General features: G+C 57.4%; 22 protein-coding genes and 1 riboswitch. Of the genes, 12 read left to right on the top strand and 10 right to left on the bottom strand.

The window, feature by feature from the left end; all coding sequences use genetic code 11:
• Nucleotides 1-295: 295 nt before the first annotated feature.
• Genes efeB through efeU form a run of 3 tightly spaced genes read right to left on the bottom strand, consistent with a single transcriptional unit; the run spans nucleotide 296 to nucleotide 3,586 of the window.
• Nucleotides 296-1,579: an iron uptake transporter deferrochelatase/peroxidase subunit gene (gene efeB, locus ACMGGM_RS21395; protein WP_045134616.1), complete on the bottom strand. Its 1,284-nt coding sequence runs from the start codon at nucleotides 1,577-1,579 to the stop codon at nucleotides 296-298.
• 5 nt (nucleotides 1,580-1,584) lie between these two features.
• On the bottom strand, nucleotides 1,585-2,712 hold the full coding sequence (gene efeO / locus ACMGGM_RS21390; protein ID WP_063943488.1) for an iron uptake system protein EfeO: 1,128 nt from the start codon (nucleotides 2,710-2,712) through the stop codon (nucleotides 1,585-1,587).
• A gap of 40 nt (nucleotides 2,713-2,752) precedes the next feature.
• Complete coding sequence (gene efeU, locus ACMGGM_RS21385; RefSeq protein ID WP_045134618.1) at nucleotides 2,753-3,586, bottom strand: iron uptake transporter permease EfeU; 834 nt, start codon at nucleotides 3,584-3,586, stop codon at nucleotides 2,753-2,755.
• Between the two features lie 251 nt (nucleotides 3,587-3,837).
• On the opposite strand from efeU, the gene ACMGGM_RS21380 reads away from it, so the two are divergent.
• Nucleotides 3,838-5,022, top strand: a complete 1,185-nt coding sequence (locus ACMGGM_RS21380) for a NupC/NupG family nucleoside CNT transporter (RefSeq protein WP_014883317.1) — start codon at nucleotides 3,838-3,840, stop codon at nucleotides 5,020-5,022.
• A 69-nt stretch (nucleotides 5,023-5,091) separates the two neighbouring features.
• Here ACMGGM_RS21380 and ACMGGM_RS21375 read toward each other — a convergent pair whose 3' ends face one another.
• Complete coding sequence (locus tag ACMGGM_RS21375) at nucleotides 5,092-5,511, bottom strand: DUF3574 domain-containing protein (RefSeq protein WP_059373390.1); 420 nt, start codon at nucleotides 5,509-5,511, stop codon at nucleotides 5,092-5,094.
• A 117-nt stretch (nucleotides 5,512-5,628) separates the two neighbouring features.
• A complete protein-coding gene (gene putP / locus ACMGGM_RS21370) occupies nucleotides 5,629-7,137 on the bottom strand; it encodes a sodium/proline symporter PutP (RefSeq protein WP_014883315.1) in 1,509 nt (502 codons plus the stop codon).
• 422 nt (nucleotides 7,138-7,559) lie between these two features.
• Between putP and putA the strand changes: the two genes are divergently transcribed.
• The gene (putA, locus tag ACMGGM_RS21365) at nucleotides 7,560-11,522 is read left to right on the top strand and encodes a trifunctional transcriptional regulator/proline dehydrogenase/L-glutamate gamma-semialdehyde dehydrogenase (RefSeq protein ID WP_023337071.1); all 3,963 of its coding nucleotides are present in this window, start codon (nucleotides 7,560-7,562) and stop codon (nucleotides 11,520-11,522) included.
• A 102-nt stretch (nucleotides 11,523-11,624) separates the two neighbouring features.
• A complete protein-coding gene (locus tag ACMGGM_RS21360) occupies nucleotides 11,625-12,020 on the top strand; it encodes a lysozyme inhibitor LprI family protein (RefSeq protein ID WP_059373392.1) in 396 nt (131 codons plus the stop codon).
• Here the strand turns inward: ACMGGM_RS21360 and rutR are convergent.
• A complete protein-coding gene (gene rutR / locus ACMGGM_RS21355) occupies nucleotides 12,017-12,655 on the bottom strand; it encodes an HTH-type transcriptional regulator RutR (RefSeq protein WP_014883312.1) in 639 nt (212 codons plus the stop codon). The two genes, ACMGGM_RS21360 and rutR, sit on opposite strands and share 4 nt — an antisense overlap.
• Nucleotides 12,656-12,898: 243 nt before the next feature.
• Between rutR and rutA the strand changes: the two genes are divergently transcribed.
• The 7 genes from rutA to rutG are packed head-to-tail and all read left to right on the top strand — an operon-like array spanning nucleotide 12,899 to nucleotide 18,333.
• A complete protein-coding gene (rutA, locus tag ACMGGM_RS21350) occupies nucleotides 12,899-13,990 on the top strand; it encodes a pyrimidine utilization protein A (protein WP_063614082.1) in 1,092 nt (363 codons plus the stop codon).
• Nucleotides 13,990-14,679, top strand: a complete 690-nt coding sequence (gene rutB, locus ACMGGM_RS21345; RefSeq protein WP_014883310.1) for a pyrimidine utilization protein B — start codon at nucleotides 13,990-13,992, stop codon at nucleotides 14,677-14,679. Before rutA ends, rutB begins: the two co-directional genes overlap by 1 nt.
• An 11-nt stretch (nucleotides 14,680-14,690) precedes the next feature.
• Entirely contained in the window at nucleotides 14,691-15,077 is a 387-nt protein-coding gene (gene rutC, locus ACMGGM_RS21340) for a pyrimidine utilization protein C (RefSeq protein ID WP_014883309.1), read from the top strand.
• A gap of 7 nt (nucleotides 15,078-15,084) precedes the next feature.
• Nucleotides 15,085-15,885 (top strand): pyrimidine utilization protein D, encoded by an 801-nt coding sequence (rutD, locus tag ACMGGM_RS21335; protein WP_045134621.1) that lies wholly within the window; start codon nucleotides 15,085-15,087, stop codon nucleotides 15,883-15,885.
• 9 nt (nucleotides 15,886-15,894) lie between these two features.
• Nucleotides 15,895-16,485 carry a malonic semialdehyde reductase gene (locus ACMGGM_RS21330; protein ID WP_014883307.1) on the top strand — a complete coding sequence of 197 codons (591 nt, stop codon included), beginning with the start codon at nucleotides 15,895-15,897 and terminating at the stop codon, nucleotides 16,483-16,485.
• Between the two features lie 9 nt (nucleotides 16,486-16,494).
• A complete protein-coding gene (gene rutF, locus ACMGGM_RS21325) occupies nucleotides 16,495-16,989 on the top strand; it encodes an NADH-dependent FMN reductase RutF (RefSeq protein ID WP_023338235.1) in 495 nt (164 codons plus the stop codon).
• Nucleotides 16,990-17,010: 21 nt separating this feature from the next.
• Complete coding sequence (gene rutG / locus ACMGGM_RS21320; protein WP_023338234.1) at nucleotides 17,011-18,333, top strand: pyrimidine utilization transport protein G; 1,323 nt, start codon at nucleotides 17,011-17,013, stop codon at nucleotides 18,331-18,333.
• Nucleotides 18,334-18,443: 110 nt separating this feature from the next.
• On the opposite strand, the gene ACMGGM_RS21315 is transcribed toward rutG, so the two are convergent.
• Together ACMGGM_RS21315 and ACMGGM_RS21310 are read right to left on the bottom strand one after the other, a co-directional pair.
• Nucleotides 18,444-19,364 carry a DMT family transporter gene (locus ACMGGM_RS21315; RefSeq protein WP_023338233.1) on the bottom strand — a complete coding sequence of 307 codons (921 nt, stop codon included), beginning with the start codon at nucleotides 19,362-19,364 and terminating at the stop codon, nucleotides 18,444-18,446.
• Between the two features lie 116 nt (nucleotides 19,365-19,480).
• Nucleotides 19,481-19,651, bottom strand: a complete 171-nt coding sequence (locus ACMGGM_RS21310; protein WP_023332656.1) for a general stress protein — start codon at nucleotides 19,649-19,651, stop codon at nucleotides 19,481-19,483.
• Nucleotides 19,652-20,042: 391 nt separating this feature from the next.
• Between ACMGGM_RS21310 and wrbA the strand changes: the two genes are divergently transcribed.
• Nucleotides 20,043-20,639: an NAD(P)H:quinone oxidoreductase gene (wrbA, locus tag ACMGGM_RS21305; protein WP_014883301.1), complete on the top strand. Its 597-nt coding sequence runs from the start codon at nucleotides 20,043-20,045 to the stop codon at nucleotides 20,637-20,639.
• Nucleotides 20,640-20,657: 18 nt separating this feature from the next.
• Entirely contained in the window at nucleotides 20,658-20,885 is a 228-nt protein-coding gene (locus tag ACMGGM_RS21300) for a YccJ family protein (protein WP_014883300.1), read from the top strand.
• A 33-nt stretch (nucleotides 20,886-20,918) separates the two neighbouring features.
• On the opposite strand, the gene agp is transcribed toward ACMGGM_RS21300, so the two are convergent.
• Together agp and ACMGGM_RS21290 are read right to left on the bottom strand one after the other, a co-directional pair.
• A complete protein-coding gene (gene agp, locus ACMGGM_RS21295) occupies nucleotides 20,919-22,160 on the bottom strand; it encodes a bifunctional glucose-1-phosphatase/inositol phosphatase (protein WP_023337066.1) in 1,242 nt (413 codons plus the stop codon).
• Between the two features lie 103 nt (nucleotides 22,161-22,263).
• On the bottom strand, nucleotides 22,264-22,764 hold the full coding sequence (locus tag ACMGGM_RS21290; protein ID WP_014883299.1) for a DedA family protein: 501 nt from the start codon (nucleotides 22,762-22,764) through the stop codon (nucleotides 22,264-22,266).
• A 158-nt stretch (nucleotides 22,765-22,922) separates the two neighbouring features.
• Nucleotides 22,923-23,092, top strand: a riboswitch (M-box (ykoK) riboswitch).
• Nucleotides 23,093-23,126 lie beyond the last annotated feature (34 nt).

The following is a 23,126-nucleotide window of genomic DNA, read 5'->3' as shown; positions in this document are numbered from 1 at the left end:
GCCGGAGCCTGAGCCTCCGCGCCGGGTGCTGCGGTTGTTATGTTTACCTTGTCCAGTACAGGACGCAACCATTCGCGATCTCCATAGTGATTCAGCATCACTGCCGGGAACTACCGCTGTCTTATCTTAAGTACATCAGGAGTTATCATAAATGCAACATTTATTTTACCTGATTGCAACTTTTCAGACTGCTCCTGCAGCGGATTCAGTCTTATATAGAAATATTACAGAAATATAACAATATGTTTGTCATAGGAAAAAATAATGTCCCCGCGAACTCTCGCAGGGACAATTATCAGGCTTCAATCAGATCTTGCGCGAGATACGCGTTCCGATCGCGCACGCCAGGCAGGGCAAAGAAGTAGCCGCCGCCGATGGGTTTTACATACTCTTCCAGCGCTTCGCCGTTTAAGCGCTTTTGCACGGTCAGGAAGCCCTTTTCAAGGTCATGCTGATAGCAGACGAACAGCAGCCCCATATCGAGCTGACCTGCGTTGGTCACGCCGAGGGAGTAGCTGTAGCCACGACGCATCATCAGGCTGGACTGCGTCTCTTTGGTGCGCGGATTGGCGAGGCGAATATGGCTGTCCAGCGCAATCACATCGCCATTGGGATCGCGGGCATAGTCGGGCACATCATGCTCATGCGTCATACCGAGCGGCGCTCCGCTCTGCTTGTCGCGGCCGAAAATGGTCTGCTGCTCTTTCAGCGGCGTGCGGTCCCAGAACTCCACATGGAACTGGATAATGCGCACCGCCTGGTAGCTGCCGCCGACGGCCCACGCCGGTTCGCCCTGATCCGCCGTCACCCACACCACCTCTTTCATGAGCGCAGCATTGCTGCTGTCCGGGTTGGCCGTGCCGTCCTTAAAGCCCAGCAGGTTAACCGGCGTCTCTTCCCCTTTACTGCGCGCAGCGTGGTCAGAGATAAACCCTTCCCGCTTCCAGCGCACGCTGAGCAGATCCGGCGTGTGCTTGATGATATCGCGCAGGGCGTGGATCACCGTGTCCTGGGTATTGGCGCAAATCTGCAGGAGCAGGTCGCCATGACACAACCCCGCGTCGAGGGAATCGTTTGGAAAACGCGTCATTTTTTGCAGCGCTTTCGGCTTCTGCTTTGTCAGGCCGTAGCGGCCATCAAACAGCGACTCTCCGACCGACACGGTAATGGTCAGGTTATCGGGCGCGATAAACGCCCCGAGAATACCGGAGTCCATTGGCGGCAGGCGCGGATTAGGCGTGTCCGGCGCCGGTCCACCTGCGGTAAGAAACGCAATGCGTGCCGTCAGCAGGCGGAACAGACGTTCCAGATCGGCTTTATCGCTGGCCAGCGAATCAAACGCCACCAGCATCATGGAGGCCTGCTGCGGCGTCAGAATGCCCGACTGATGATCGCCGTAAAAAGGCTGCGTCTCCATGCGGGCATTGGGGGACAGCGTGCCGGGTGCGCTTTGCGGTTTCGCCGCATGCGCCACCGGGCAGCCGCCTGCAAGGGCAAGCGCGCCGCCCAGCGCCCCTACCCCTTTTAACAACCGACGACGGGAAGGTTCTACCTCGTCGAACTTACCATTCTTGTTCATCGTGCTTAGTCCAGACCCAGTACGCCGCGCAGCAGAGAGAGATCTTCCGCCAGGGCGGTAATCGGGCCTTTCAGCGCATTACGGTCGGCGTCGGTCAGCTTATCGTACGTTTCAAATCCGTCTTTGGTACGGTATTTCGCCAGAATGGTGTCGACTTTTTTGAAGTTGGCATCCACTTTTGCCAGCAGTTCGCTGTTCTCTTTCTGCAGCTGAGGACGCAGCAGATCGACAATTTTCTGCGCACCGTCGACGTTGGCCTGGAAGTCCCAGAGGTCGGTGTGGCTGTAGCGATCTTCTTCACCGCTGATTTTGCTTGCGGCCACTTCTTCAATCAGACCCGCCGCGCCGCCCACCACTTTTGACGGTGGGAAAGCCAGCTCGCTGATGCGCTTTTGCAGTTCCAGCACGTCGCCGTTCAGCTGTTCGGCGTATTTTTCCATCCCTTTGGTAGTGTTGTCGCCAAACAGGGCTTTCTCCAGACGGTGGAAGCCGGTGAATTTCGGATCGGCGGCCTTCTGCTCGAAATCATCTTCGCGGGCGTCAATGCTGCCATCAAGGTCAGAGAACAGCTCGGCAATCGGCTCGATGCGCTCGTAGTGCTGACGGGTTGGTGCATAAAGGGATTTGGCTTTTTCGATATCACCGGCTTTCACCGCATCGGTAAAGGCTTTCGTGCCCGCCACCAGATCTGCCGTCTCTTTGGTAACGTATGCTTTATAAGCGGTAATCGCGTCACCCAGGCTTAGCACCGCAGCGCCTTTCGCCGCATCCGCCGTCGCTTCACCTTTAACGATCAGCTTACCCTTAGGATTGGTCAGCAGACCGCAGGTCATTTCATACTCGCCCGGCTGCAGATTGGCAGTCATCTTCTGGCTGAAGCCAGGGGCGATATTTTCACGCTCTTCGACGACCAGCACCCCTTTCAGGATCTCCCACTCCAGCGCCTTCTGGCTGTGGTTCTGAATAATGAACTGGGTTTTACCGCTGTTCACCGTGAGGGTCATCGGCTCGCACTGCTTGTCATTGACGGTCACTTTGACCTGAGGAACATTGGCCCCCCAGGCGGAAAATGCGGAAGCGAACAGCGCGGCAATGCCTGCGCATAACGCACTACGACGGAACTGAATTGCCATGACTCTTCCCTTTAAAAGTATGTTGTAACTAAATCAATTATTACGGCGCGACGCGCGTCGCCTGTGTGTCGGTACGCGGCGGCATCGCAAACAACACCAGCGCCGGCACCAGATAAATAAAGTACATCGCCACTTCGCTGACGCTCGGTGTCTCCTGGTAACCGAAGATACCTTCGAGCAGAGTGCCGGTCAGAGAGTGTGTGGAGAGGACATTGCTGAGATCAAACGCCACGTCCTGGAAGTGGTTCCACAGGCCCGCTTCATGAAAGGCGCGGATCGCCCCAGCCGCCAGCCCCGCGGCGACCAGCAGAATAAACAGGCTGGTCCATTTGAAGAACGCCCCCAGGTTAAGGCGAATACCTCCCCAGTAGAGCAGGAAACCCAGCACGACGGCCGTTGCCAGCCCCAGCACTGCCCCCAGCGGCGGCCAGATGCCTACGTCCTGCTGGAAGGCGGCCAGCAGGAAGAAGACCGATTCCAGCCCTTCACGCGCCACCGCAAAAAAGACCATCATGATCAGCGCCCAGCCGTGATGGTTGCCTTTTTGCAGGGCGTTATCCACGGCCTGCTCCAGCTGCACTTTCACATTGCGGGAGACCTTGCGCATCCAGAACACCATCCAGGTCAGGATCACCACCGCAATGACGGCGACGATCCCCTCAAACAGCTCTTGCTCTTTCTGCGGGAACTCGCCGGTGGTTTCGTTGATCAGGATACCCAGGCCCAGACAGAGCGACGCGGCAAGGAACACGCCAATCCACATGACGCCAATCCAGCGTCCGCGCTGGGTTCGCTTCAGATAACTGGCGATAAGGCTGACAATGAGAGCCGCTTCGAGCCCTTCACGTAACATAATGAGAAATGGAACAAACATGCCGACACCTTAAATGTTTATCGCGGTCAACTGATGCAAAGAAAGGTAAATTCTTGTGATAGTGATTATCATTACGGCGAGAAGAAAAACAAGCGAAATGTGTGGCGTTTTGATGACGAGTTGTAAACGCGAAGCCTGATAATAGTTGTCAACGTAATCATTACGTTTATAAGTTATAACGAAAATGCCCGTTTACGGTTAATCAGCGCTGTGGCTAAATATCTGCCTCGAAAACCAAGTGAAAATAAACCATGTTTAAGATTATCCATTTCCTGCTGGCGCTGGTGATTATTCTTGCGCTCGCCTGGCTGGTGAGTTTCGACCGCCGAAAAATTCGCATTCGTTATGTTTTACAGCTGATTGTTATTGAAATTGCCCTGGCGTTCTTTTTCCTGCACGCCGAAAGCGGGTTATTCCTGATTAAATACGTTTCCGGCTTCTTTGAATCCCTGCTCAAATTTGCTGGCGAAGGCACCAATTTTGTCTTTGGCGGAATGGGTGAAAAAGGGCTGGCGTTCATTTTCCTTGGCGTGCTTTGCCCGATTATTTTTATTTCCGCATTGATTGGTATTCTCCAGCACTGGCGGATCCTGCCGATTTTTATTCGGGTTATCGGGACGCTGCTGTCAAAACTGAACGGTATGGGCAAGCTGGAATCGTTTAACGCGGTGAGCTCGCTGATCCTCGGCCAGTCGGAAAACTTCATTGCCTACAAGGGCGTGCTGGGGGATCTCTCCTCGCGCCGTCTGTTCACCATGGCTGCGACCGCCATGTCGACCGTTTCCCTGTCGATTGTCGGCGCTTATATGACCATGCTCGACGCCAAATTTGTCGTTGCGGCGCTGATCCTGAACATGTTCAGCACCTTCATTATTCTCTCCGTCATTAATCCGGTGCGTCCGGAAGCGGAGCCGGATATCAAGCTGGAAAAACTGCATGAATCCCAGAGCTTCTTCGAAATGCTCGGGGAGTATATTCTGGCCGGTTTTAAGGTAGCGATGATTATTCTGGCGATGCTGATTGGCTTTATCGCGCTTATTAGCGCCGTTAACGCCCTCTTCTCCAGCGTATTCGGCATGAGCTTCCAGCAGATTTTGGGTTATGTGTTTTATCCGCTGGCGTGGCTCATCGGTATTCCGCTGAGTGATGCGCTCAACGCCGGCAGTATTATGGCAACCAAGCTGGTGGCGAATGAATTTGTGGCGATGATTGAGCTGCAAAAAATTGCCCATCAGATGTCACCGCGCGGGCTGGGCATTTTATCCGTCTTCCTGGTGTCGTTCGCTAACTTCGCGTCTATTGGTATCGTCGCAGGCGCCATCAAGGGCCTGAACGAGCGGCAGGGGAACGTGGTTTCGCGGTTTGGTCTGCGCCTGGTGTACGGCGCGACGCTGGTGAGCCTGCTGTCGGCGAGCTTTGCGGGATTAGTGTTGTAAGTTTTGTGCGGTTTGTGCCCGGTGGCGGCTACGCCTTACCGGGCCTACAAAACTATCCCGCCATTTTGCTTAAAACTGCACGCACACCGGCTGATCGACCCGCATCACCGACTCCTGCGCGAAGCGAGATTTATAAATCCCGCGCAACGCTTCGATATTCTTCTCGCTCTGCGCGTCTTTACCGTGGATCAGCATCAGCGCTTTGCTCGGCTCGCGCGCCACTTTCCCGTCATTCCCCAGCCACTGGCCACGGGCATCAAACACCGTTAAGCCGTCCCGAAAGCGCGGCGTCACGTCCTGGTCAACAAACTGCTGCCACTCGTTGCCGGTGATCTGCGCTCCGGCCGGACGATTCAGTCCGAAATAAAGCGTGGTTTGCTGCATCTGGTTATCTGCTTTGCAGGTCTCCACTGCCGCGTGTTGCGCGGGTGCGTTGCAGCCTGCGAGCATCAATAATGCCGCCGCCATAAGCCCTGTTTTGATGGTCATTGTTCGCTATCCTCATTGTTATAAGTGCAGCGATATCAACGTAATTTACGCATTTTGGCAAGAAAAAAGCCGGGTCGCGCTAGCGCTTACCCGGCTTACAGGAGGGAATAGGTTTTTTTACTCAGCCTGAAGCTTCGTCGGTGGTGCAGTGTGGTAGTGCGCGTCCGCTTCCGCAAAGCGTTTCTGCATGGAGGCAGACGGTGCTTTACCCAGCAGGCTGAACACCACAATACCGATGCTGCCGAAGATGAAGCCCGGGATGATTTCGTACAGACCCAGCCACGCGAACTGCTTCCAGACGATAACGGTCACCGCTCCGATGATCATGCCCGCCAGCGCGCCGTTGCGGGTCATGCGTGACCACAGAACGGAGAACAGAACCACCGGACCAAACGCCGCACCAAAGCCCGCCCACGCATAGCTCACCAGACCCAGAACGCGGTTATCAGGATTGGCCGCCAGCGCGATGGCAATCAGCGCCACTAACAGCACCATAAAGCGCCCGACCCATACCAGCTCTTTCTGGCTCGCACCTTTACGCAGGAAAGCTTTGTAGAGATCTTCGGTAATTGCGCTGGAGCAGACCAGCAGCTGGCAGCTCAGAGTCGACATCACCGCCGCCAGAATTGCGGAGAGCAGAATACCGGCAATCCAAGGGTTGAACAGAATGCCTGCCAGTTCGATGAACACACGCTCGGCATTCTGGTTTACTGCACCTGCCTGCGCCGGGTTATTGTTGAAGTAAGCGATGCCGAAGAAGCCAACCGCACAGGCACCCGCCAGACAGAGGATCATCCACGTCATACTGATACGACGGGCATGAACAATCGTGTGGTGAGAGTCAGCGGCCATAAAGCGTGCCAGGATATGCGGCTGACCGAAGTAGCCCAGACCCCAGCCCATCAGAGAGACGATGGCCACGAAGTTCAGCCCTTTCAGCATGTCGACGTTTTCAATGCTCTTCTGCTTGATCACTTCCAGCGATTCACCGAAGCCGCCAACGGTGAAAATCACAATCACCGGGGTCAGGATCAGGGCGAAGATCATCAGGCTCGCCTGCACGGTGTCGGTCCAGCTTACCGCCAGGAATCCGCCCACGAAGGTATAGAGAATGGTCGCCGCGGCACCTGCCCACAGCGCGGTTTCATAGCTCATGCCGAAGGTGCTCTCAAACAGACGCGCGCCCGCCACGATGCCGGAAGCACAGTAGATGGTGAAGAACAGCAGAATCACCACCGCGGAGATAATGCGCAGAATGCGGCTGTTATCTTCAAAACGTCCGGTGAAGTAATCCGGCAGCGTCAGGGCATTGTTGTTCGCTTCGGTATGCACGCGCAGACGGCCTGCTACCAGCTTCCAGTTGATCCACGCCCCAAGGGTCAGGCCGATGGCAATCCAGCTTTCAGAGATACCGGAGATGAAAATCGCGCCCGGTAACCCCATCAGCAGCCAGCCGCTCATATCGGATGCGCCCGCAGACAGCGCGGTCACCATCGGGCCTAAACTGCGGCCGCCGAGAATGTAGTCGTCAAAGTTCTTTGTTGAACGCCATGCCAAAAACCCTATCAGGATCATGCCAAAAATATAAACGAGAAATGTCACCAGCATCGGTGTGCTAATAGCCATTCAAATTCTCCAAAATGTCGAGCGACAACCGTCCGGGTTGCCTTGTTATGTCATCACCGGAACGTAGTGATGTGTGTATGTGTTTCCATTGGGCGCGCTATCCTGCCGTATGCGCATCCCGCTGACAAACGATTTAACACTGCATTTACATCAAATTCATCCCCGGTTTGATACGAGTTTCCTATAGGTTGCACTCGCTCACACTTATACGGGTTGCACCTTTTAAAAGTGTTAAGTACCGCATAAAAACAGGCTTCTCATGCAGAAGCCAGCGCTTTTTTCCAGCTAACCAATCATTAACAATCCATTCATTTTCTGGGTTGCAAACCAGGTCACATTTAACACGGTTGCACAAAGTTGCAACATGGTGGATATTTCATGCCATCTACAAAACGCGATTACAGAACAACAGGAGTTTTGGCATGGGGATGACCACCATGGGGGTTAAGCTGGATGACGCTACCCGCGAACGGATTAAAACCGCAGCGACCCGCATTGACCGTACACCGCACTGGTTAATCAAGCAGGCGATTTTTAACTATCTGGAAAGACTGGAGAGCGACGAAGGCCTGCCAGAACTGCCTGCCCTGCTGGCGGGTGCCGCCAATGAAAGCGAGGATGCACCCGCCGCTGGCGACGAAAGCCACCAGCCGTTCCTCGAATTCGCCGAGCAGATCCTGCCGCAGTCCGTCAGCCGTGCCGCCATTACCGGCGCTTACCGTCGTGCCGAAACCGACGCCGTGCCGATGCTGCTGGAGCAGGCCCGCCTGCCGGAAGCCATTGCCGCCCAGGCGCACAGCCTGGCGTATCAGCTGGCCGACAAGCTGCGCAACCAAAAAACCGCCACCGGCCGCGCCGGGATGGTGCAAGGTCTGCTGCAGGAGTTTTCCCTCTCTTCACAGGAAGGCGTGGCGCTGATGTGTCTGGCGGAAGCGCTGTTGCGTATTCCGGATAAAGCCACCCGCGACGCGTTGATCCGCGACAAGATCAGCAACGGCAACTGGCATTCGCACATTGGCCGCAGCCCGTCCCTGTTCGTTAACGCCGCCACCTGGGGCCTGCTGTTTACCGGCAAACTGGTCTCAACCCATAACGAAGCCAACCTGTCACGCTCTTTGAACCGCATCATCGGTAAGAGCGGCGAGCCGCTGATCCGCAAAGGCGTGGACATGGCGATGCGCCTGATGGGCGAGCAGTTCGTGACCGGCGAAACCATTGCCGAAGCGCTGGCGAACGCCCGCAAGCTGGAAGACAAAGGTTTCCGCTACTCGTATGACATGCTCGGTGAAGCGGCCCTGACTGCCGCCGACGCGCAGGCCTACATGGTCTCTTATCAGCAGGCGATCCACGCCATCGGTAAAGCCTCTAACGGCCGCGGTATTTATGAAGGTCCGGGTATCTCTATCAAACTGTCCGCCCTGCACCCGCGCTACAGCCGCGCGCAGTACGACCGCGTGATGGAGGAGCTTTACCCGCGCCTGAAGTCCCTGACCCTGCTGGCGCGCCAGTATGACATCGGCATCAATATCGACGCCGAAGAGGCCGACCGTCTGGAGATCTCCCTCGATCTGCTGGAAAAACTGTGCTTCGAGCCAGAGCTGGCGGGCTGGAACGGCATTGGCTTCGTTATCCAGGCGTATCAGAAACGCTGCCCGTTCGTCATTGATTATCTGATTGACCTGGCAAGCCGCAGCCGTCGCCGCCTGATGATCCGCCTCGTGAAAGGCGCCTACTGGGACAGCGAAATCAAACGCGCCCAGATGGAAGGTCTGGAAGGCTATCCGGTCTATACCCGTAAGGTCTACACCGACGTCTCTTATCTCGCCTGTGCGAAAAAACTGCTCGGCGTGCCGAACCTGATCTACCCGCAGTTCGCTACCCATAACGCCCACACCCTGGCGGCAATCTACAGCCTGGCGGGTCAAAACTATTATCCTGGCCAGTACGAGTTCCAGTGCCTGCACGGCATGGGTGAACCGCTGTACGAGCAGGTCACCGGTAAGGTAGCAGATGGCAAGCTGAACCGCCCATGCCGCATTTATGCGCCGGTAGGTACGCACGAAACGCTGCTGGCGTACCTGGTGCGTCGTCTGCTGGAAAACGGCGCGAATACCTCCTTCGTAAACCGCATCGCCGACACCACGCTGCCGCTCGACGAGCTGGTGGCCGATCCGGTGCAGGCCGTTGAGAAGATGGCGGCCCAGGAAGGTCAGATTGGTCTGCCGCATCCGAAGATTGCCCTGCCGCGCGAGCTGTATGGCGCAGGCCGCGTCAACTCTGCGGGTCTGGACCTGGCGAACGAACATCGTCTGGCGTCCCTCTCCTCTGCCCTGCTCAACAGCGCGCTGCAGAAATGGCAGGCGAAACCGATCCTTGAGCAGTCCGTCGAGGACGGTGAGATGCAGCCGGTTATCAACCCGGCAGAGCCAAAAGATATCGTCGGCTATGTACGCGAAGCCACCGAAGCGGAAGTGGATCAGGCGCTGGACAGTGCGGTCAACAACGCGCCAATCTGGTTTGCCACCCCGCCGCAGGAGCGTGCCGCCATTCTGGAGCGTGCTGCCGTGCTGATGGAAGATCAGATGCAGTCGCTTATCGGTATTCTGGTGCGTGAAGCGGGTAAAACCTTCAGCAACGCTATCGCTGAAGTGCGTGAGGCCGTGGACTTCCTGCACTACTACGCGGGTCAGGTGCGCGATGATTTCGATAACGAAACCCACCGTCCGCTCGGATCGGTCGTGTGTATCAGCCCGTGGAACTTCCCGCTGGCTATTTTTACCGGCCAGATTGCCGCAGCCCTTGCCGCAGGTAACAGCGTGCTGGCCAAACCGGCAGAGCAGACCCCGCTGATTGCCGCGCAGGGCATCAACATTCTTCTGGAAGCCGGCGTACCTGCGGGCGTGGTCCAGCTGCTGCCAGGCCGCGGCGAAACGGTCGGCGCTAAACTGACCTCCGATAACCGCGTACGCGGCGTGATGTTTACCGGCTCGACCGAAGTTGCCTCTCTGCTGCAGCGCAACATTGCTACCCGTCTGGATGCGCAGGGTCGTCCTACCCCGCTCATCGCGGAAACCGGCGGCATGAACGCCATGATCGTTGACTCCTCTGCCCTCACCGAACAGGTGGTGGTCGACGTGCTGGCCTCGGCGTTCGACAGCGCCGGTCAACGCTGCTCCGCCCTGCGCGTACTGTGCCTGCAGGATGACGTGGCCGACCACACGCTGAAAATGCTGCGCGGCGCGATGGCCGAATGCCGTATGGGCAACCCGGGGCGTCTCACCACCGACATCGGCCCGGTGATTGACGCGGAAGCCAAAGCCAATATCGAAAACCACATCCAGACCATGCGCGCCAAAGGCCGTCCGGTGTTCCAGGCGGTGCGTGAGAACAGCGAAGATGCCCGCGAGTGGCAGACCGGCACCTTCGTGCCGCCAACGCTGATTGAGCTGGCAAGCTTCGACGAGCTGAAAAAAGAGGTCTTCGGTCCGGTGCTGCACGTGGTGCGTTACAACCGTAACAACCTTAATGAACTGATCGATCAGATCAACGCCTCCGGCTATGGCCTGACGCTTGGCGTACACACCCGTATCGACGAAACCATCGCGCAGGTGACCGGCAGCGCCAAAGTGGGCAACCTGTACGTTAACCGCAACATGGTCGGCGCGGTCGTGGGCGTGCAGCCGTTCGGCGGTGAAGGTTTGTCCGGCACCGGTCCGAAAGCGGGCGGTCCGCTTTACCTGTACCGTCTGCTGGCGAACCGTCCGGAGAACGCGCTGGGCGTGACGCTGGCACGTCAGGACGCAGACTATCCGGTCGACGCGCAGCTGAAAACCGTGCTGACGCAGCCGCTTGAAGCGCTGATCGCCTGGGCGGAAAAACGTCCTGAACTGCGTGCCATTGCGCAGCAGTACGGCGAGCTGGCGCAGGCTGGCACGCAGCGTCTGCTTCCGGGGCCAACCGGCGAGCGCAACACCTGGACGCTGATGCCGCGCGAACACGTACTCTGCGTAGCGGATAACGAGCAGGATGCGCTGGTACAGCTGGCTGCCGCGATGGCAACCGGATGTGAAGTGCTGTGGCCGGAAGATGCGCTGCATCGCGACCTGGCAAAACAGCTGCCAAAAGCCGTTTCAGCCCGCATTCGCTTCGCGAAGGCCGATGCGCTGCTGACGCAGCCGTTTGACGCCGTGATTTATCACGGTGATTCCGACCAGCTGCGCGAACTGTGCGAACAGGTGGCGGCCCGCAGCGGGGCGATTGTTTCGGTACAGGGCTTTGCGCGTGGGGAAACCAACCTGCTGCTGGAGCGTCTGTACGTGGAGCGTTCGCTCAGCGTCAACACCGCGGCGGCGGGCGGTAACGCCAGCCTGATGACCATCGGTTAATCGTGTAAACTCTCCCCGGTGGCGCTACGCTTACCGGGGCTACAAAGAATCGTAGGCCGGATATGCATAGCGCATCCGGCTTTTTTTTACACGGAGGGGATGATGAAAAGAGTATTTCTCGCAGGTGCCGCACTGCTGTTGAGCACCAGCGCGCTGGCCAACGAGTGCGACAACGCCACCACCCAGCTTGAACTGAACACCTGTAGCGCGCAGCAGTACAAGGCGGCGGATAAGAAGCTCAACGCGACGTATCAGGCCGCTATCAAACGTGCGGCAGCCCCCCAGCGTGACCTGCTAAAAAAAGCGCAGCAGGCGTGGATTACCCTGCGGGATGCAGACTGCACGTTTATCGGTTCGGGTACGGAAGGTGGAAGCATTCAGCCAATGATTGTCAATCAGTGCCTGGCAGAGAAAACCGCGGAGCGAGAAGCGTTTCTGGCCTCGCTGATGCAATGTGAAGAGGGCGATTTAAGCTGCCCTCTCCCGCCGGGAAACTAACGCACGCGGATCCCTTCGATAATCATCCGCTGTACGTTTTCCAGAGTGCTGTGGAAAAACGCTTCATCCTGGAGCGTTTTCCCGGTCACCGCCTCGACCTGGGCCGCAAAGTCAGCGTAATGCTGGGTGGCGGCCCAAATCATAAAGATCAAATGCTGCGGATCGACCGGCGCCAGCTTTCCGCTGGCGACCCACCCGGCAATAATCGCCGACTTATCGTCAACCAGCTGCTTTAAATCCCCCGTCAGCTCAGCCTGCAACAGCGGCGCGCCCTGCAGCATCTCAAGACAAAACAGGCGCGACGCCTGCGGGTAATCGCGTGACACCTCCAGCTTAAGGCGGATGTACTCTTTGATCGCCACCAGCGGGGCCAGCTCTGCGCGGAACGCTTTCAGGGGCGCCAGCCAGATATCGAGGATCTGCTGCATCACCGCCACATAGAGCGCCTCTTTCGACGGGTAGTAGTAGAGCAGATTGGTTTTGGAAACCCCGGACTGCTCCGCTACCTGCTCCAGCCGCGTGCCGTGAATGCCAAACTGTGAAAACGTCTCCAGCGCCGCGCTGAGAATAGCCTGCTTCTTGGCGCTGACTGCCTGTGACCGTTTACCTGGTGTTTTCACTGCGCCTTGTGTCATTCCCGCTCTCCTTATTCTGCGTTGCCCTCAGCATAGCAAAACCCCCGTCTCGCCACGACATTCTGCACTCCCATCGCGCATGAATGCCTGTTTTCTGTGCAATGTTTTTGACCAGTTAGTCCACTTTTGACCACATCAATACGCCAACCTTCGATTAACACATTAATAACAAAGTCATTTTCAAAACTGGCACTCCCTTTGCAAAAACGCCAGTACCTGCAACGTAGTGAAGAGAGGTTCGTGATGAAAATTGGCGTATTTGTACCTATCGGCAACAACGGCTGGCTTATCTCGACCACTGCCCCGCAATACATGCCGACCTTTGAGCTGAATAAAGCCATCGTGCAAAAAGCGGAGCACTACCATTTCGACTTTGCACTTTCGATGATCAAGCTGCGCGGCTTTGGCGGCAAAACAGAATTCTGGGATCACAACCTGGAGTCCTTCACCCTGATGGCAGGACTGGCCGCTGTCACCTCGCGGATTCAGGTCTACGCTACCGCCGCCACGCTCACCCTGCCCCCGGCGATCGTCGCGCGCATGGCCTCCACCATCGACTCGATCTCCGGAGGACGCTTTGGCGTGAACCTGGTGACCGGCTGGCAAAAGCCGGAGTACGAGCAGATGGGGCTCTGGCCGGGTGACGATTACTTCTCGCGTCGCTACGACTACCTGACCGAATACGTGCAGGTCCTGCGCGATCTCTGGGGCACCGGCAAAAGCGATTTCAAAGGTGACTTCTTCACCATGAACGACTGCCGCGTCAGCCCGCAACCGTCGGTGCCGATGAAGGTGATCTGCGCCGGGCAGAGCGACGCGGGGATGGAATTCTCCGCCAAATACGCCGACTTTAACTTCTGCTTCGGGAAAGGCGTTAACACCCCTGCCGCTTTCGCCCCCACCGCGGCGCGCATGAAAGAGGCTGCCGACAAAACCGGGCGCGACGTGGGCTCCTACGTGCTGTTTATGGTGATTGCCGACGAAACCGACGAGGCCGCACGCGCGAAATGGGAGTGTTACAAAGACGGTGCCGACGAGGAGGCCCTGAGCTGGCTTACCGAGCAGAGCCAGAAAGATACCCGTTCCGGCGCAGACACCAACGTCCGCCAGATGGCTGACCCCACCTCCGCCGTCAATATCAATATGGGCACGCTGGTTGGATCCTATGCCAGCGTTGCCAGAATGCTCGACGAAGTCGCCGCCGTACCCGGCGCAGAGGGCGTTCTGCTGACCTTCGATGATTTCCTCACCGGTGTGGAAACCTTCGGCGAGCGCATCCAGCCGCTGATGCAATGCCGCGCCCACATTCCTGCCGTCACGAAGGAGGTTGCGTAATGACGACCTTAAACGCTCGCCCGGAAGCCATTACCTTTGCGCCGCAGCAGAGCGCGCTGATCGTGGTGGACATGCAAAACGCCTACGCCAGTAAAGGGGGTTATCTGGATCTGGCGGGGTTCGACGTCTCCGCCACGCAGCCGGTCATTGCGAACATCAACACCGCCGTCAGCGCCGCACGGGAAGCCGGCATGCTCATCGTCTGGTTCCAGAACGGCTGGGACGACCAGTACGTGGAGGCCGGTGGCCCCGGCTCGCCCAACTTCCACAAGTCCAACGCCCTGAAAACGATGCGCAAAAACCCTGAACTGCAGGGCAAGCTGCTGGCAAAAGGCGGCTGGGATTATCAGCTGGTGGACGAGCTGGTCCCGCAGGCAGGTGATATTGTCTTGCCCAAACCGCGCTACAGCGGCTTTTTCAACACCCCGCTCGACAGCCTGCTGCGCAGCCGGGGCATTCGTCACCTGGTCTTTACCGGCATCGCCACCAACGTTTGTGTGGAGTCGACCCTGCGCGACGGCTTTTTCCTTGAGTATTTTGGCGTGGTGCTGGAAGACGCGACCCATCAGGCCGGGCCGGAATTCGCGCAGAAAGCGGCCCTGTTCAATATCGAAACCTTTTTTGGCTGGGTGAGTAACGTCGCAGCGTTCTGCGATGCCCTGAATCCGCCGCTCGCCCGTATCGCCTGAGGAGAACAACGATGCCGAAATCCGTGATTATTCCGCCGGGCACCAGCACACCGATTGCCCCGTTTGTCCCCGGAACGCTCGCCGACGGCGTGGTGTATGTCTCCGGTACGCTGCCGTTTGATAAAGACAACAACGTGGTGTTTATCAACGACCCAAAGGCACAAACCCGCCACGTGCTGGAGACGATCAAAAGCGTGATCGAAACGGCGGGTGGCACGATGGAGGATGTGACCTTCAACAGCATCTTTATCACCGACTGGAAAAACTACGCCGCGATTAACGAGATCTACGCCGAGTTCTTCCCCGGCGATAAGCCGGCCCGGTTCTGTATACAGTGCGGGCTGGTGAAGCCTGACGCGCTGGTTGAAATTGCCACCGTTGCGCACATTGCGAAGTGAGGCGGCCATGAAACTCTCCGTCTCACCGCCCCCGTATGAGGGGGCACCCGTGGTAGTCCTCATTGCCGGTCTCGGCGGCAGCGGCAGCTACTGGCTGCCCCAGCTGGCCGCGCTGGAGCCGGAGTATCAGGTGGTGTGCTATGACCAGCGGGGGACGGGTAATAACCGCGACACCCTGCCGGAAGGCTATAGCCTGGCGCAAATGGCGGACGAACTGGCCATAGCGCTGGCTGAAGCCGGAATTGCCCGCTACTGCGTGGTCGGTCATGCGCTGGGCGCGCTGATCGGGCTACAGCTGGCCCTCGACAGACCTGATGCGCTCACCGCGCTGGTGTGCGTCAACGGCTGGCTAACCCTCAACGCCCATACCCGACGCTGTTTTCAGATCCGCGAGCGTTTGCTGCATTCCGGCGGCGCGCAGGCGTGGGTAGAGGCGCAGCCGCTGTTTCTCTACCCGGCAGACTGGATGGCTGCTCGTGCGCCCCGCCTGGAGGCCGAAGAAGCGCTGGCGCTGGCTCATTTCCAGGGCAAAAGTAACCTGCTGCACAGGCTCAGCGCCCTGAAGAAAGCGGATTTCAGCCGCCACGCCGCGCGTATTCATTGTCCGGTACACCTCATCTGTTCCGCCGACGACATGCTGGTGCCCTCTGTCTGCTCGACTGAGCTACAGGCGGCTCTCCCACGCAGCCACAGCGTGGTCATGCGCCAGGGCGGGCATGCCTGCAACGTCACCGAACCGAACACCTTTAACACCCTGCTGCTGAACGGGCTTGCCAGCCTGCTGCACAGTCCTGAACCCGCTTTATAAGGAGCTTTAATGAGCGAAGCCATTAATCCTGCGGCGCGCGAAACGCTATTCACCGGCGCCCGTACCCACAACGGCTGGCAGAATCTGCCCGTCAGTGACGAGACGCTGCGCGAAATCTACGACCTGATGAAATGGGGCCCAACCTCCGCCAACTGCTCCCCGGCGCGAATCGTGTTTGTGCGCAGCGCAGAGGGAAAAGAGAAGCTGCGCCCGGCGCTCTCCAGCGGCAATCTGGAAAAAACGCTCACCGCGCCGGTCACGGCGATTGTTGCCTGGGACAGCGAGTTTTATGAGCGCCTGCCGGAACTGTTCCCGCACGGCGATGCCAGAAGCTGGTTTACCACCAGCCCGGCGCTCGCCGAAGAGACGGCATTTCGCAACAGCTCAATGCAGGCTGCTTACCTGATTTTCGCCTGTCGCGCCCTCGGGCTGGACACCGGCCCGATGTCAGGCTTTGACCGACAAAAGGTCGACGAGGCCTTTTTCACCGGCACGCTGCTTAAAAGCAATCTGCTGATCAACATTGGCTATGGTGATACGAACAAACTTTACGGACGCCTGCCGCGTCTGGCGTTCGAAGATGCCTGCGGGCTGGCGTAAGGAGCAATCATGACGACACCGGATAAACAAACCTTTCGCGACACCATGGCCTGCGTCGGCGCGGCAGTCAACATCATCACCACCGACGGCCCGGCGGGAATGGCGGGATTCACTGCCAGCGCGGTGTGCAGCGTCACGGATTCGCCTCCCACCCTGCTGGTATGCCTGAACCGCGGCGCGTCCGTCTGGCCGACGTTTAGCGAAAACCGCACGCTGTGCGTGAACACCCTGAGCGCCGGACAAGAGCCGCTATCCAACCTGTTTGGCGGCAAAACGCCAATGGAGACGCGCTTTGCCGCCGCCCGCTGGCAAACGGGCGACACGGGGTGTCCGCGTCTGGAGGATGCGCTGGCCTCGTTTGACTGCCGCATCAGCCAGGTGGTGAGCGTCGGTACCCACGACATTCTGTTTTGCGACATTGTTTCGATTGCTCGCCACCCCGCGCCGCAAGGGCTGGTGTGGTTTGACCGCGGCTACCACGCGCTTATGCGACCCGCCTGCTAAGGCGCTTTAAGGAGACAGACCATGTTCGGATTTCCCCACTGGCAGTTGAAATCGACCACCACAGAAGCAGGCGTGATCGCGCCGGATGAACGACTCCCGCTCGGACAAACGATGGTGATGGGCGTCCAGCATGCAGTCGCGATGTTTGGTGCGACCGTACTCATGCCGATGCTAATGGGGCTTGATCCCAACCTGTCGATTCTGATGTCGGGTATCGGCACCCTGCTGTTCTTTTTTGTCACCGGTGGGCGCGTGCCCAGCTATCTGGGCTCCAGCGCCGCGTTTGTCGGGGTGGTTATCGCCACAACCGGATTTAACGGCCAGGGGATCAACCCTAACCTGAGCGTGGCGCTCGGCGGCATCATCGCCTGCGGCCTGGTCTATACCCTGATTGGTCTGGTGGTGATGAAGATTGGCACGCGCTGGATCGAACGCATGATGCCTCCCGTGGTGACCGGTGCCGTCGTCATGGCGATTGGCCTGAACCTGGCGCCGATCGCGGTGAAAAGCGTCTCCGGCTCGCCGTTTGAAAGCTGGATGGCGGTGATCACCGTGCTGTGTATCGGCCTGGTGGCGGTGTTTACGCGCGGGATGATCCAGCGTCTGCTGATTCTGGTCGGGCTGATTGTCGCCTGTCTGGTTTACGCTCTGCTGGCGAACGTTTTCGGTCTCGGCAAGCCGGTCGATTTTACCCTGCTCCATCAGGCTGCCTGGTTTGGCCTGCCGCAGGTCACTTCCCCCACCTTTAACACCCAGGCAATGATGCTTATCGCACCGGTGGCGGTGATCCTGGTGGCGGAGAACTTAGGTCACCTGAAGGCGGTCGCGGGAATGACCGGCCGCAGTATGGACCCGTACATGGGCCGGGCATTTGTCGGTGACGGTCTGGCAACCATGATCTCCGGCTCCGTGGGCGGCAGCGGCGTCACCACCTATGCCGAAAATATCGGCGTGATGGCGGTGACCAAAGTCTACTCGACGCTGGTCTTCGTCGCGGCAGCGGCGATGGCGATACTGCTTGGTTTCTCTCCGAAGTTCGGCGCGCTGATCCACACCATTCCGTCGCCGGTCATCGGCGGGGCATCGATTGTGGTATTTGGGCTGATCGCCGTGGCTGGCGCGCGAATCTGGGTGCAGCATCGGGTCGATCTGAGCCAGAACAGCAACCTGATTATGGTGGCGGTCACGCTGGTGCTGGGCGCGGGCGATTTCGCGCTAACGCTGGGCGGATTTACGATTGGTGGGATCGGCACGGCAACGTTCGGGGCAATTCTGCTTAACGCCCTGCTGAGCCGCCGGAAAGGGGATGAAGCGCAGGCTGAAGCCATCACCCCCTCAACCTGAAATGAGTGCTGCTTTCTTGCCGGGTGACGCTACGCTTACCCTGCCTACAATGAGCATGTAGGCCCGCGCAAGCGTAGCGCCGCCGGGCAAAACGGGCAGAGTGCACGTTGTTAGCTATCTGCCCCTTGTTCAGCCCCCACCCCGGTAATCGCCTTGCGTCGGTTTTTTAGCTTCAGCTCGCTCACCAGCACCCCGGCGACAATAAATGCCGCACCGACCAGGGCCAGCAGCGGCAAGCGCTCTCCGGCGAGGCGACCAAAAATCCCCGCCCATACCGGTTCGCCGGTGTAGATCACCGTTGCCCGCGTCGGGGAGACGCTGCGCTGCGCCCAGTTCATGGTGACCTGAATAATGGCGCTGAAGATGCCCAGCCCCAACGCGACCACGATCAGACCGGTAGACATCGGCGGCACGGACTCTCCGGCCGGTACCATCGTCGCAAACGCCACCAGCGAGGCCGTGGCGAGCTGGACCACCGTCACGCGCTTGACGTCCACCTTGCCCGCCCAGGCGCTAATCAGAATAATTTCCGCCGCAATGGCAATCGCCCCGACGAGGGTAATGATCTCGCCCGGTCCCAGTGCCAGCAGGTTATTTTCCGGCCCGGCCAGCAAAATCAGGCCGATAAATGCCAGCACGATACCGATGCAGGACATCATCCCCGGCAGCCGTCCCAGGCAAAGCCACTGCAGGAGCGGTACCAGCGGTACATACATGGCGGTGATAAATGCCGATTTGCTGCTGGAGATAGTCTGTAATCCCCATGTCTGCAGGCTGTAGCCCATTGCAATCGCCACCCCGATCGCCACCCCGGCCTTCAGCTCTTTAAGGGTTAATCCGCGCAGGGATTTTAGCGATACGAGCGCCACGGCTATCGCCGCCGTCGCAAAGCGCAGACCAACAAAAAAGAACGGATCGCTCAGCGTTACCGCGTACTGGACGGCCAGAAACGTCCCGCCCCAGAACATGGTGATGAGAATAAGGATGGCTTCCTGCGGTTTTACGGAGAATTTAAAGCGTGAGACAGACATGCGACACCAGCAAATGAGAACAATTCTGTAGTGTGCGTCGCCTTTGGTTACAGTTCAATGTTGCAGAAATAAAAAAACCGCCGGGAACGCCCGGCGGCAGGGTTCAGCCTGGCGCGTTACTTATTGCTGCCGTGGCTGTTTTTACCCCCTTTCTTGCCAGCCTCTGATGCGCGCTGAGGGTCATTTTTGAAGTTGCCCCCGCTATGCTGGCCACCTTTACGACCTGCTTCTGATGCTCTTTCACGGTCTTCAGCGAAATTACCTGAACCACCACGATGGTTTGCCATCTCTAACCTCCAGAGTGTGAAACATTAGACATCATATTGCATTCAGTAAAAGAGGATTCTTTCACCTCGCGGCATGAGGACAGTGCCTTTATCTGTGCCGCGTGAAACTAAGCTTAGTGGACTAAGGCTGTCCGGCAAGCCGCTGGTAATATCCTGCAACAGGATCTCAGTCTTTCGGGTGAGATAACGCGACGGAGATTCATAACTCTTTCTTATCATTTCAAAAAACGGAGGCGAGAAAGTTGTTTCATTTTGCTACAGCACGCTTCCCCAATCATATTGTTATAAATCAAAGAAATGGTGTTCATTTTTGCAGTCTGGCCGTGATGGCATATCTTTAAATGAACGCAGCGATCCGCTGTCAGAAAACACAAACGAGGAGTGATGCAAAATGGCAAAAGTTCTGGTGCTCTATTATTCCATGTATGGACACATTGAAACCATGGCTCACGCAGTCGCAGAAGGTGCAAACAGGGTGGACGGCGTTGAGGTTGTGGTGAAGCGCGTACCGGAAACCATGCAGGCGGAAGCCTTCGCCAAAGCCGGGGGAAAAACACAGAATGCCCCGGTCGCCACGCCTCAGGAGCTGGCAGATTACGATGCGATTATTTTCGGGACGCCAACCCGTTTCGGCAATATGTCCGGCCAGATGCGCACCTTCCTCGATCAGACGGGCGGGCTATGGGCCTCAGGCGCTTTATACGGCAAACTCGCCAGCGTCTTCAGCTCTACCGGCACCGGTGGCGGTCAGGAGCAGACGATTACCTCAACCTGGACTACCCTTGCTCATCATGGGATGGTGATTGTGCCGATTGGCTACGGCGCGCAGGAACTCTTTGATGTTTCTCAGGTACGTGGCGGTACTCCCTACGGTGCAACCACCATTGCCGGCGGCGATGGTTCCCGACAGCCGAGCGACGAAGAGCTCGCCATCGCCCGTTATCAGGGTGAGCATGTCGCGGGCCTCGCCAAAAAACTGAACGGCTAACTCAACAGGAGGACAAGCATGCCAACTCAGGAATCAAAAGCCCACCGCGTGGGTGAATGGGCAAGTTTACGCAATACCTCTCCGGAGATTGCCGAAGCCATTTTTGAAGTCGCGAAATATGACGAGAAACTGGCAGAGCAGATTTGGGAAGAAGGTAGCGACGAAGTACTGGTTCGCGCCTTCGAAAAGACGGACAAAGACTCGCTCTTCTGGGGCGAACAGACCATCGAACGTAAAAACGTCTGAACGTTTCCCCCCGCCTTTGCGGGGGGTTATCCTCTATTTTGCCGCGCTGTTCATCACCGCATTAAACTTATCAACCGGGCAGAAGCCGTTAGCATCCACCGGGCAGCCTTTCAGCTCCAGCGTCACACGCTGCGCGGGGGATTCCAGCGACAGCACGCTGGCGTTTCGCAGCTGCTCTGAGCTCTGGTAGACATACTCAATTTTCATCAGTTCCTGGTTAGCGTTTTTGTCATGCCAGCGCTGGAAGACTATTTTGCCGCCAATTGGCGTGCGCTCGTGCTGATCGTGGAGTTGATACGGTTTGAAATCCAGCGCGGTCAGCAGCGACGCAATGTTCGAATCATGCCCCACCAGCAGGGTGATTTTAGGCGCTTTCGCCTGATCGGTGACCAGCGCTTTATCAATATATTTCACCAGCGGTTTGGCGACGTTTTGCGCCACCTCGGTGGAGGTAAACAGCGAGTCCTGATAGCCGTTTTTCAGCTTCGACAGCACACGCCACTGCTGGTCAGTCTTGATCTCACCCCAGGCCACCTGGTCAGCCGGGAAACCTTCGTAATATTGCAGCGTGAACGCATCCACCAGCGAGTTACCCACTTTCAGCGGACCGGACACGCCTGGCTCTTTTTCATAGTCGGCACTGAACGTATCTTTCGCGTCCGCCAGCGAGCAGACTTTTTTCTCTTTGCAGGACGGCGAATCGGCGTAGTTCGTCATCTGCTCCAGCAGCTTATAGCTTTCTGAAAGCTGCATTTTCTGCCGCTCGGTCTCCATCGCCTTCAGCGCTTTTTCGCGGAACTCAGGCGAGTTATCGGTAATGACCGGATTAAAGGTGGGATCCATCGTGCCCATTTTTTCCTGATGATGCACAGGCACATCGCACCCCGGGAACGCGCCGGTAATGAAGAATTGTGCGGTCGCAACGGTACGCTGCAGGCTATTGGCATATGCATAAACGGTGTCCGCTGGCGGGCACTCTCCAGTCTTTATCATCCCCTGCTGCGCCAGCCACTCGCGCATGTAATGACCCATATAGACCTCCAGCACGCCGCCTTTGGTGGTGAGCTGACCACCCGGTACCTCCCACTCTGGCCACTGTTTCGGCGTGGACTGCTCCAGCACGCTGCCGTTGTTGGCGAGCGGTGCGCGCAGGTTATGGCGACTCATGATTAAAACTTGCTCCAGCTGATACCCTTCCGGCGTCTCTTGTGCCTGCACGCCAAACGTTGCTGAAATGGAACCGGCGACTGCCAGCGCGAGTAGTGCTTTTCTCATCCCTAATTCCTCACTCGTTTTAAAATGTCGCATTCAGTGTGACAGATTCGTGACAATTTTCCGGGAAGCATTTCTCAATCTGATGAATACCTTACTCGCCGATTCAGACGCTGATGCCAGCGACGATGCCAACATACAGCGCCGCCCACGCGCAGGCAGAAAGCAGGCTGACGGCGTAGACCTTCACAGCGCTTAGCCTGAGCATCCCCGCTGCCAGCGGCACGATATAACGCAATACCGCCAGAAAGCGCGACGTAAACAGCGCAATTTCACCGTTCTTTTGCAGCTGATGCTGCACTCTCAAAAACCTGTCGGCATGCTTAGACGTGAAACGCGTGACCAGGCGGGTGTGTCCCATCAGCTGGCCAACATGGTAATTTAGCACCGATCCCACCGTTGCCCCCATTACCACGGCAAGCCATGCGAGCCCAGGATGCATGCTCCCCTGGCTGACGCCGATGCCCGCCAGCAGCATCACCGAGGCGGGTGGCAGCACGGAGGAGATCAGTACCGTCGATTTACCCAGCGCCATCACGAATAACAACGCAAACAGATGTGCCGGATAGAGCGCAAAATGAGTAAGCAGATGATCAAACCACGCCATTTACCCCATCCTCGTGATGATTTAATCTTTTATTTAAAATGAATAATCTTAAATAAACCCTCAACATCGTATTAATAAAATTCTTCTAAACCGTTCTTAAACATTATTTAAAATCCTGAGCGGTAAAATTAAATATGCGTATTATCCCTCATGTTTTACAACGATCTCGTTATGGCGAGGCTCCTGTACAAATACACGTTATCGCTCTGGTGGGTTCGAGAGAACCGACACAGGGTAAAACAGGCACTGTCGAATCAAGGCTTTGTCAGTATAACTTCCCTTGCGGGATACGGTGTACAGTGCTGAACCCAGGACGTGGGGATCTCCTCTTCGACATGCCCTGTCTTGCTCGCCCCTGAGAG

The sequence above is a fragment of the Enterobacter sp. BNK-14 genome (genome assembly GCF_047456095.1).
GTDB classification, from domain to species: domain Bacteria; phylum Pseudomonadota; class Gammaproteobacteria; order Enterobacterales; family Enterobacteriaceae; genus Enterobacter; species Enterobacter kobei.
This window is presented reverse-complemented; position numbering and strand designations above follow the sequence as displayed.

Coding starts and splice junctions, on each gene's coding strand:
- efeB (WP_045134616.1), bottom strand. CDS start 1,579: ATGAACAAGAATGGTAAGTTCGACGAGGTAGAACCTTCCCGTCGTCGG.
- efeO (WP_063943488.1), bottom strand. CDS start 2,712: ATGGCAATTCAGTTCCGTCGTAGTGCGTTATGCGCAGGCATTGCCGCG.
- efeU (WP_045134618.1), bottom strand. CDS start 3,586: ATGTTTGTTCCATTTCTCATTATGTTACGTGAAGGGCTCGAAGCGGCT.
- ACMGGM_RS21380 (WP_014883317.1), top strand. CDS start 3,838: ATGTTTAAGATTATCCATTTCCTGCTGGCGCTGGTGATTATTCTTGCG.
- ACMGGM_RS21375 (WP_059373390.1), bottom strand. CDS start 5,511: ATGACCATCAAAACAGGGCTTATGGCGGCGGCATTATTGATGCTCGCA.
- putP (WP_014883315.1), bottom strand. CDS start 7,137: ATGGCTATTAGCACACCGATGCTGGTGACATTTCTCGTTTATATTTTT.
- putA (WP_023337071.1), top strand. CDS start 7,560: ATGGGGATGACCACCATGGGGGTTAAGCTGGATGACGCTACCCGCGAA.
- ACMGGM_RS21360 (WP_059373392.1), top strand. CDS start 11,625: ATGAAAAGAGTATTTCTCGCAGGTGCCGCACTGCTGTTGAGCACCAGC.
- rutR (WP_014883312.1), bottom strand. CDS start 12,655: ATGACACAAGGCGCAGTGAAAACACCAGGTAAACGGTCACAGGCAGTC.
- rutA (WP_063614082.1), top strand. CDS start 12,899: ATGAAAATTGGCGTATTTGTACCTATCGGCAACAACGGCTGGCTTATC.
- rutB (WP_014883310.1), top strand. CDS start 13,990: ATGACGACCTTAAACGCTCGCCCGGAAGCCATTACCTTTGCGCCGCAG.
- rutC (WP_014883309.1), top strand. CDS start 14,691: ATGCCGAAATCCGTGATTATTCCGCCGGGCACCAGCACACCGATTGCC.
- rutD (WP_045134621.1), top strand. CDS start 15,085: ATGAAACTCTCCGTCTCACCGCCCCCGTATGAGGGGGCACCCGTGGTA.
- ACMGGM_RS21330 (WP_014883307.1), top strand. CDS start 15,895: ATGAGCGAAGCCATTAATCCTGCGGCGCGCGAAACGCTATTCACCGGC.
- rutF (WP_023338235.1), top strand. CDS start 16,495: ATGACGACACCGGATAAACAAACCTTTCGCGACACCATGGCCTGCGTC.
- rutG (WP_023338234.1), top strand. CDS start 17,011: ATGTTCGGATTTCCCCACTGGCAGTTGAAATCGACCACCACAGAAGCA.
- ACMGGM_RS21315 (WP_023338233.1), bottom strand. CDS start 19,364: ATGTCTGTCTCACGCTTTAAATTCTCCGTAAAACCGCAGGAAGCCATC.
- ACMGGM_RS21310 (WP_023332656.1), bottom strand. CDS start 19,651: ATGGCAAACCATCGTGGTGGTTCAGGTAATTTCGCTGAAGACCGTGAA.
- wrbA (WP_014883301.1), top strand. CDS start 20,043: ATGGCAAAAGTTCTGGTGCTCTATTATTCCATGTATGGACACATTGAA.
- ACMGGM_RS21300 (WP_014883300.1), top strand. CDS start 20,658: ATGCCAACTCAGGAATCAAAAGCCCACCGCGTGGGTGAATGGGCAAGT.
- agp (WP_023337066.1), bottom strand. CDS start 22,160: ATGAGAAAAGCACTACTCGCGCTGGCAGTCGCCGGTTCCATTTCAGCA.
- ACMGGM_RS21290 (WP_014883299.1), bottom strand. CDS start 22,764: ATGGCGTGGTTTGATCATCTGCTTACTCATTTTGCGCTCTATCCGGCA.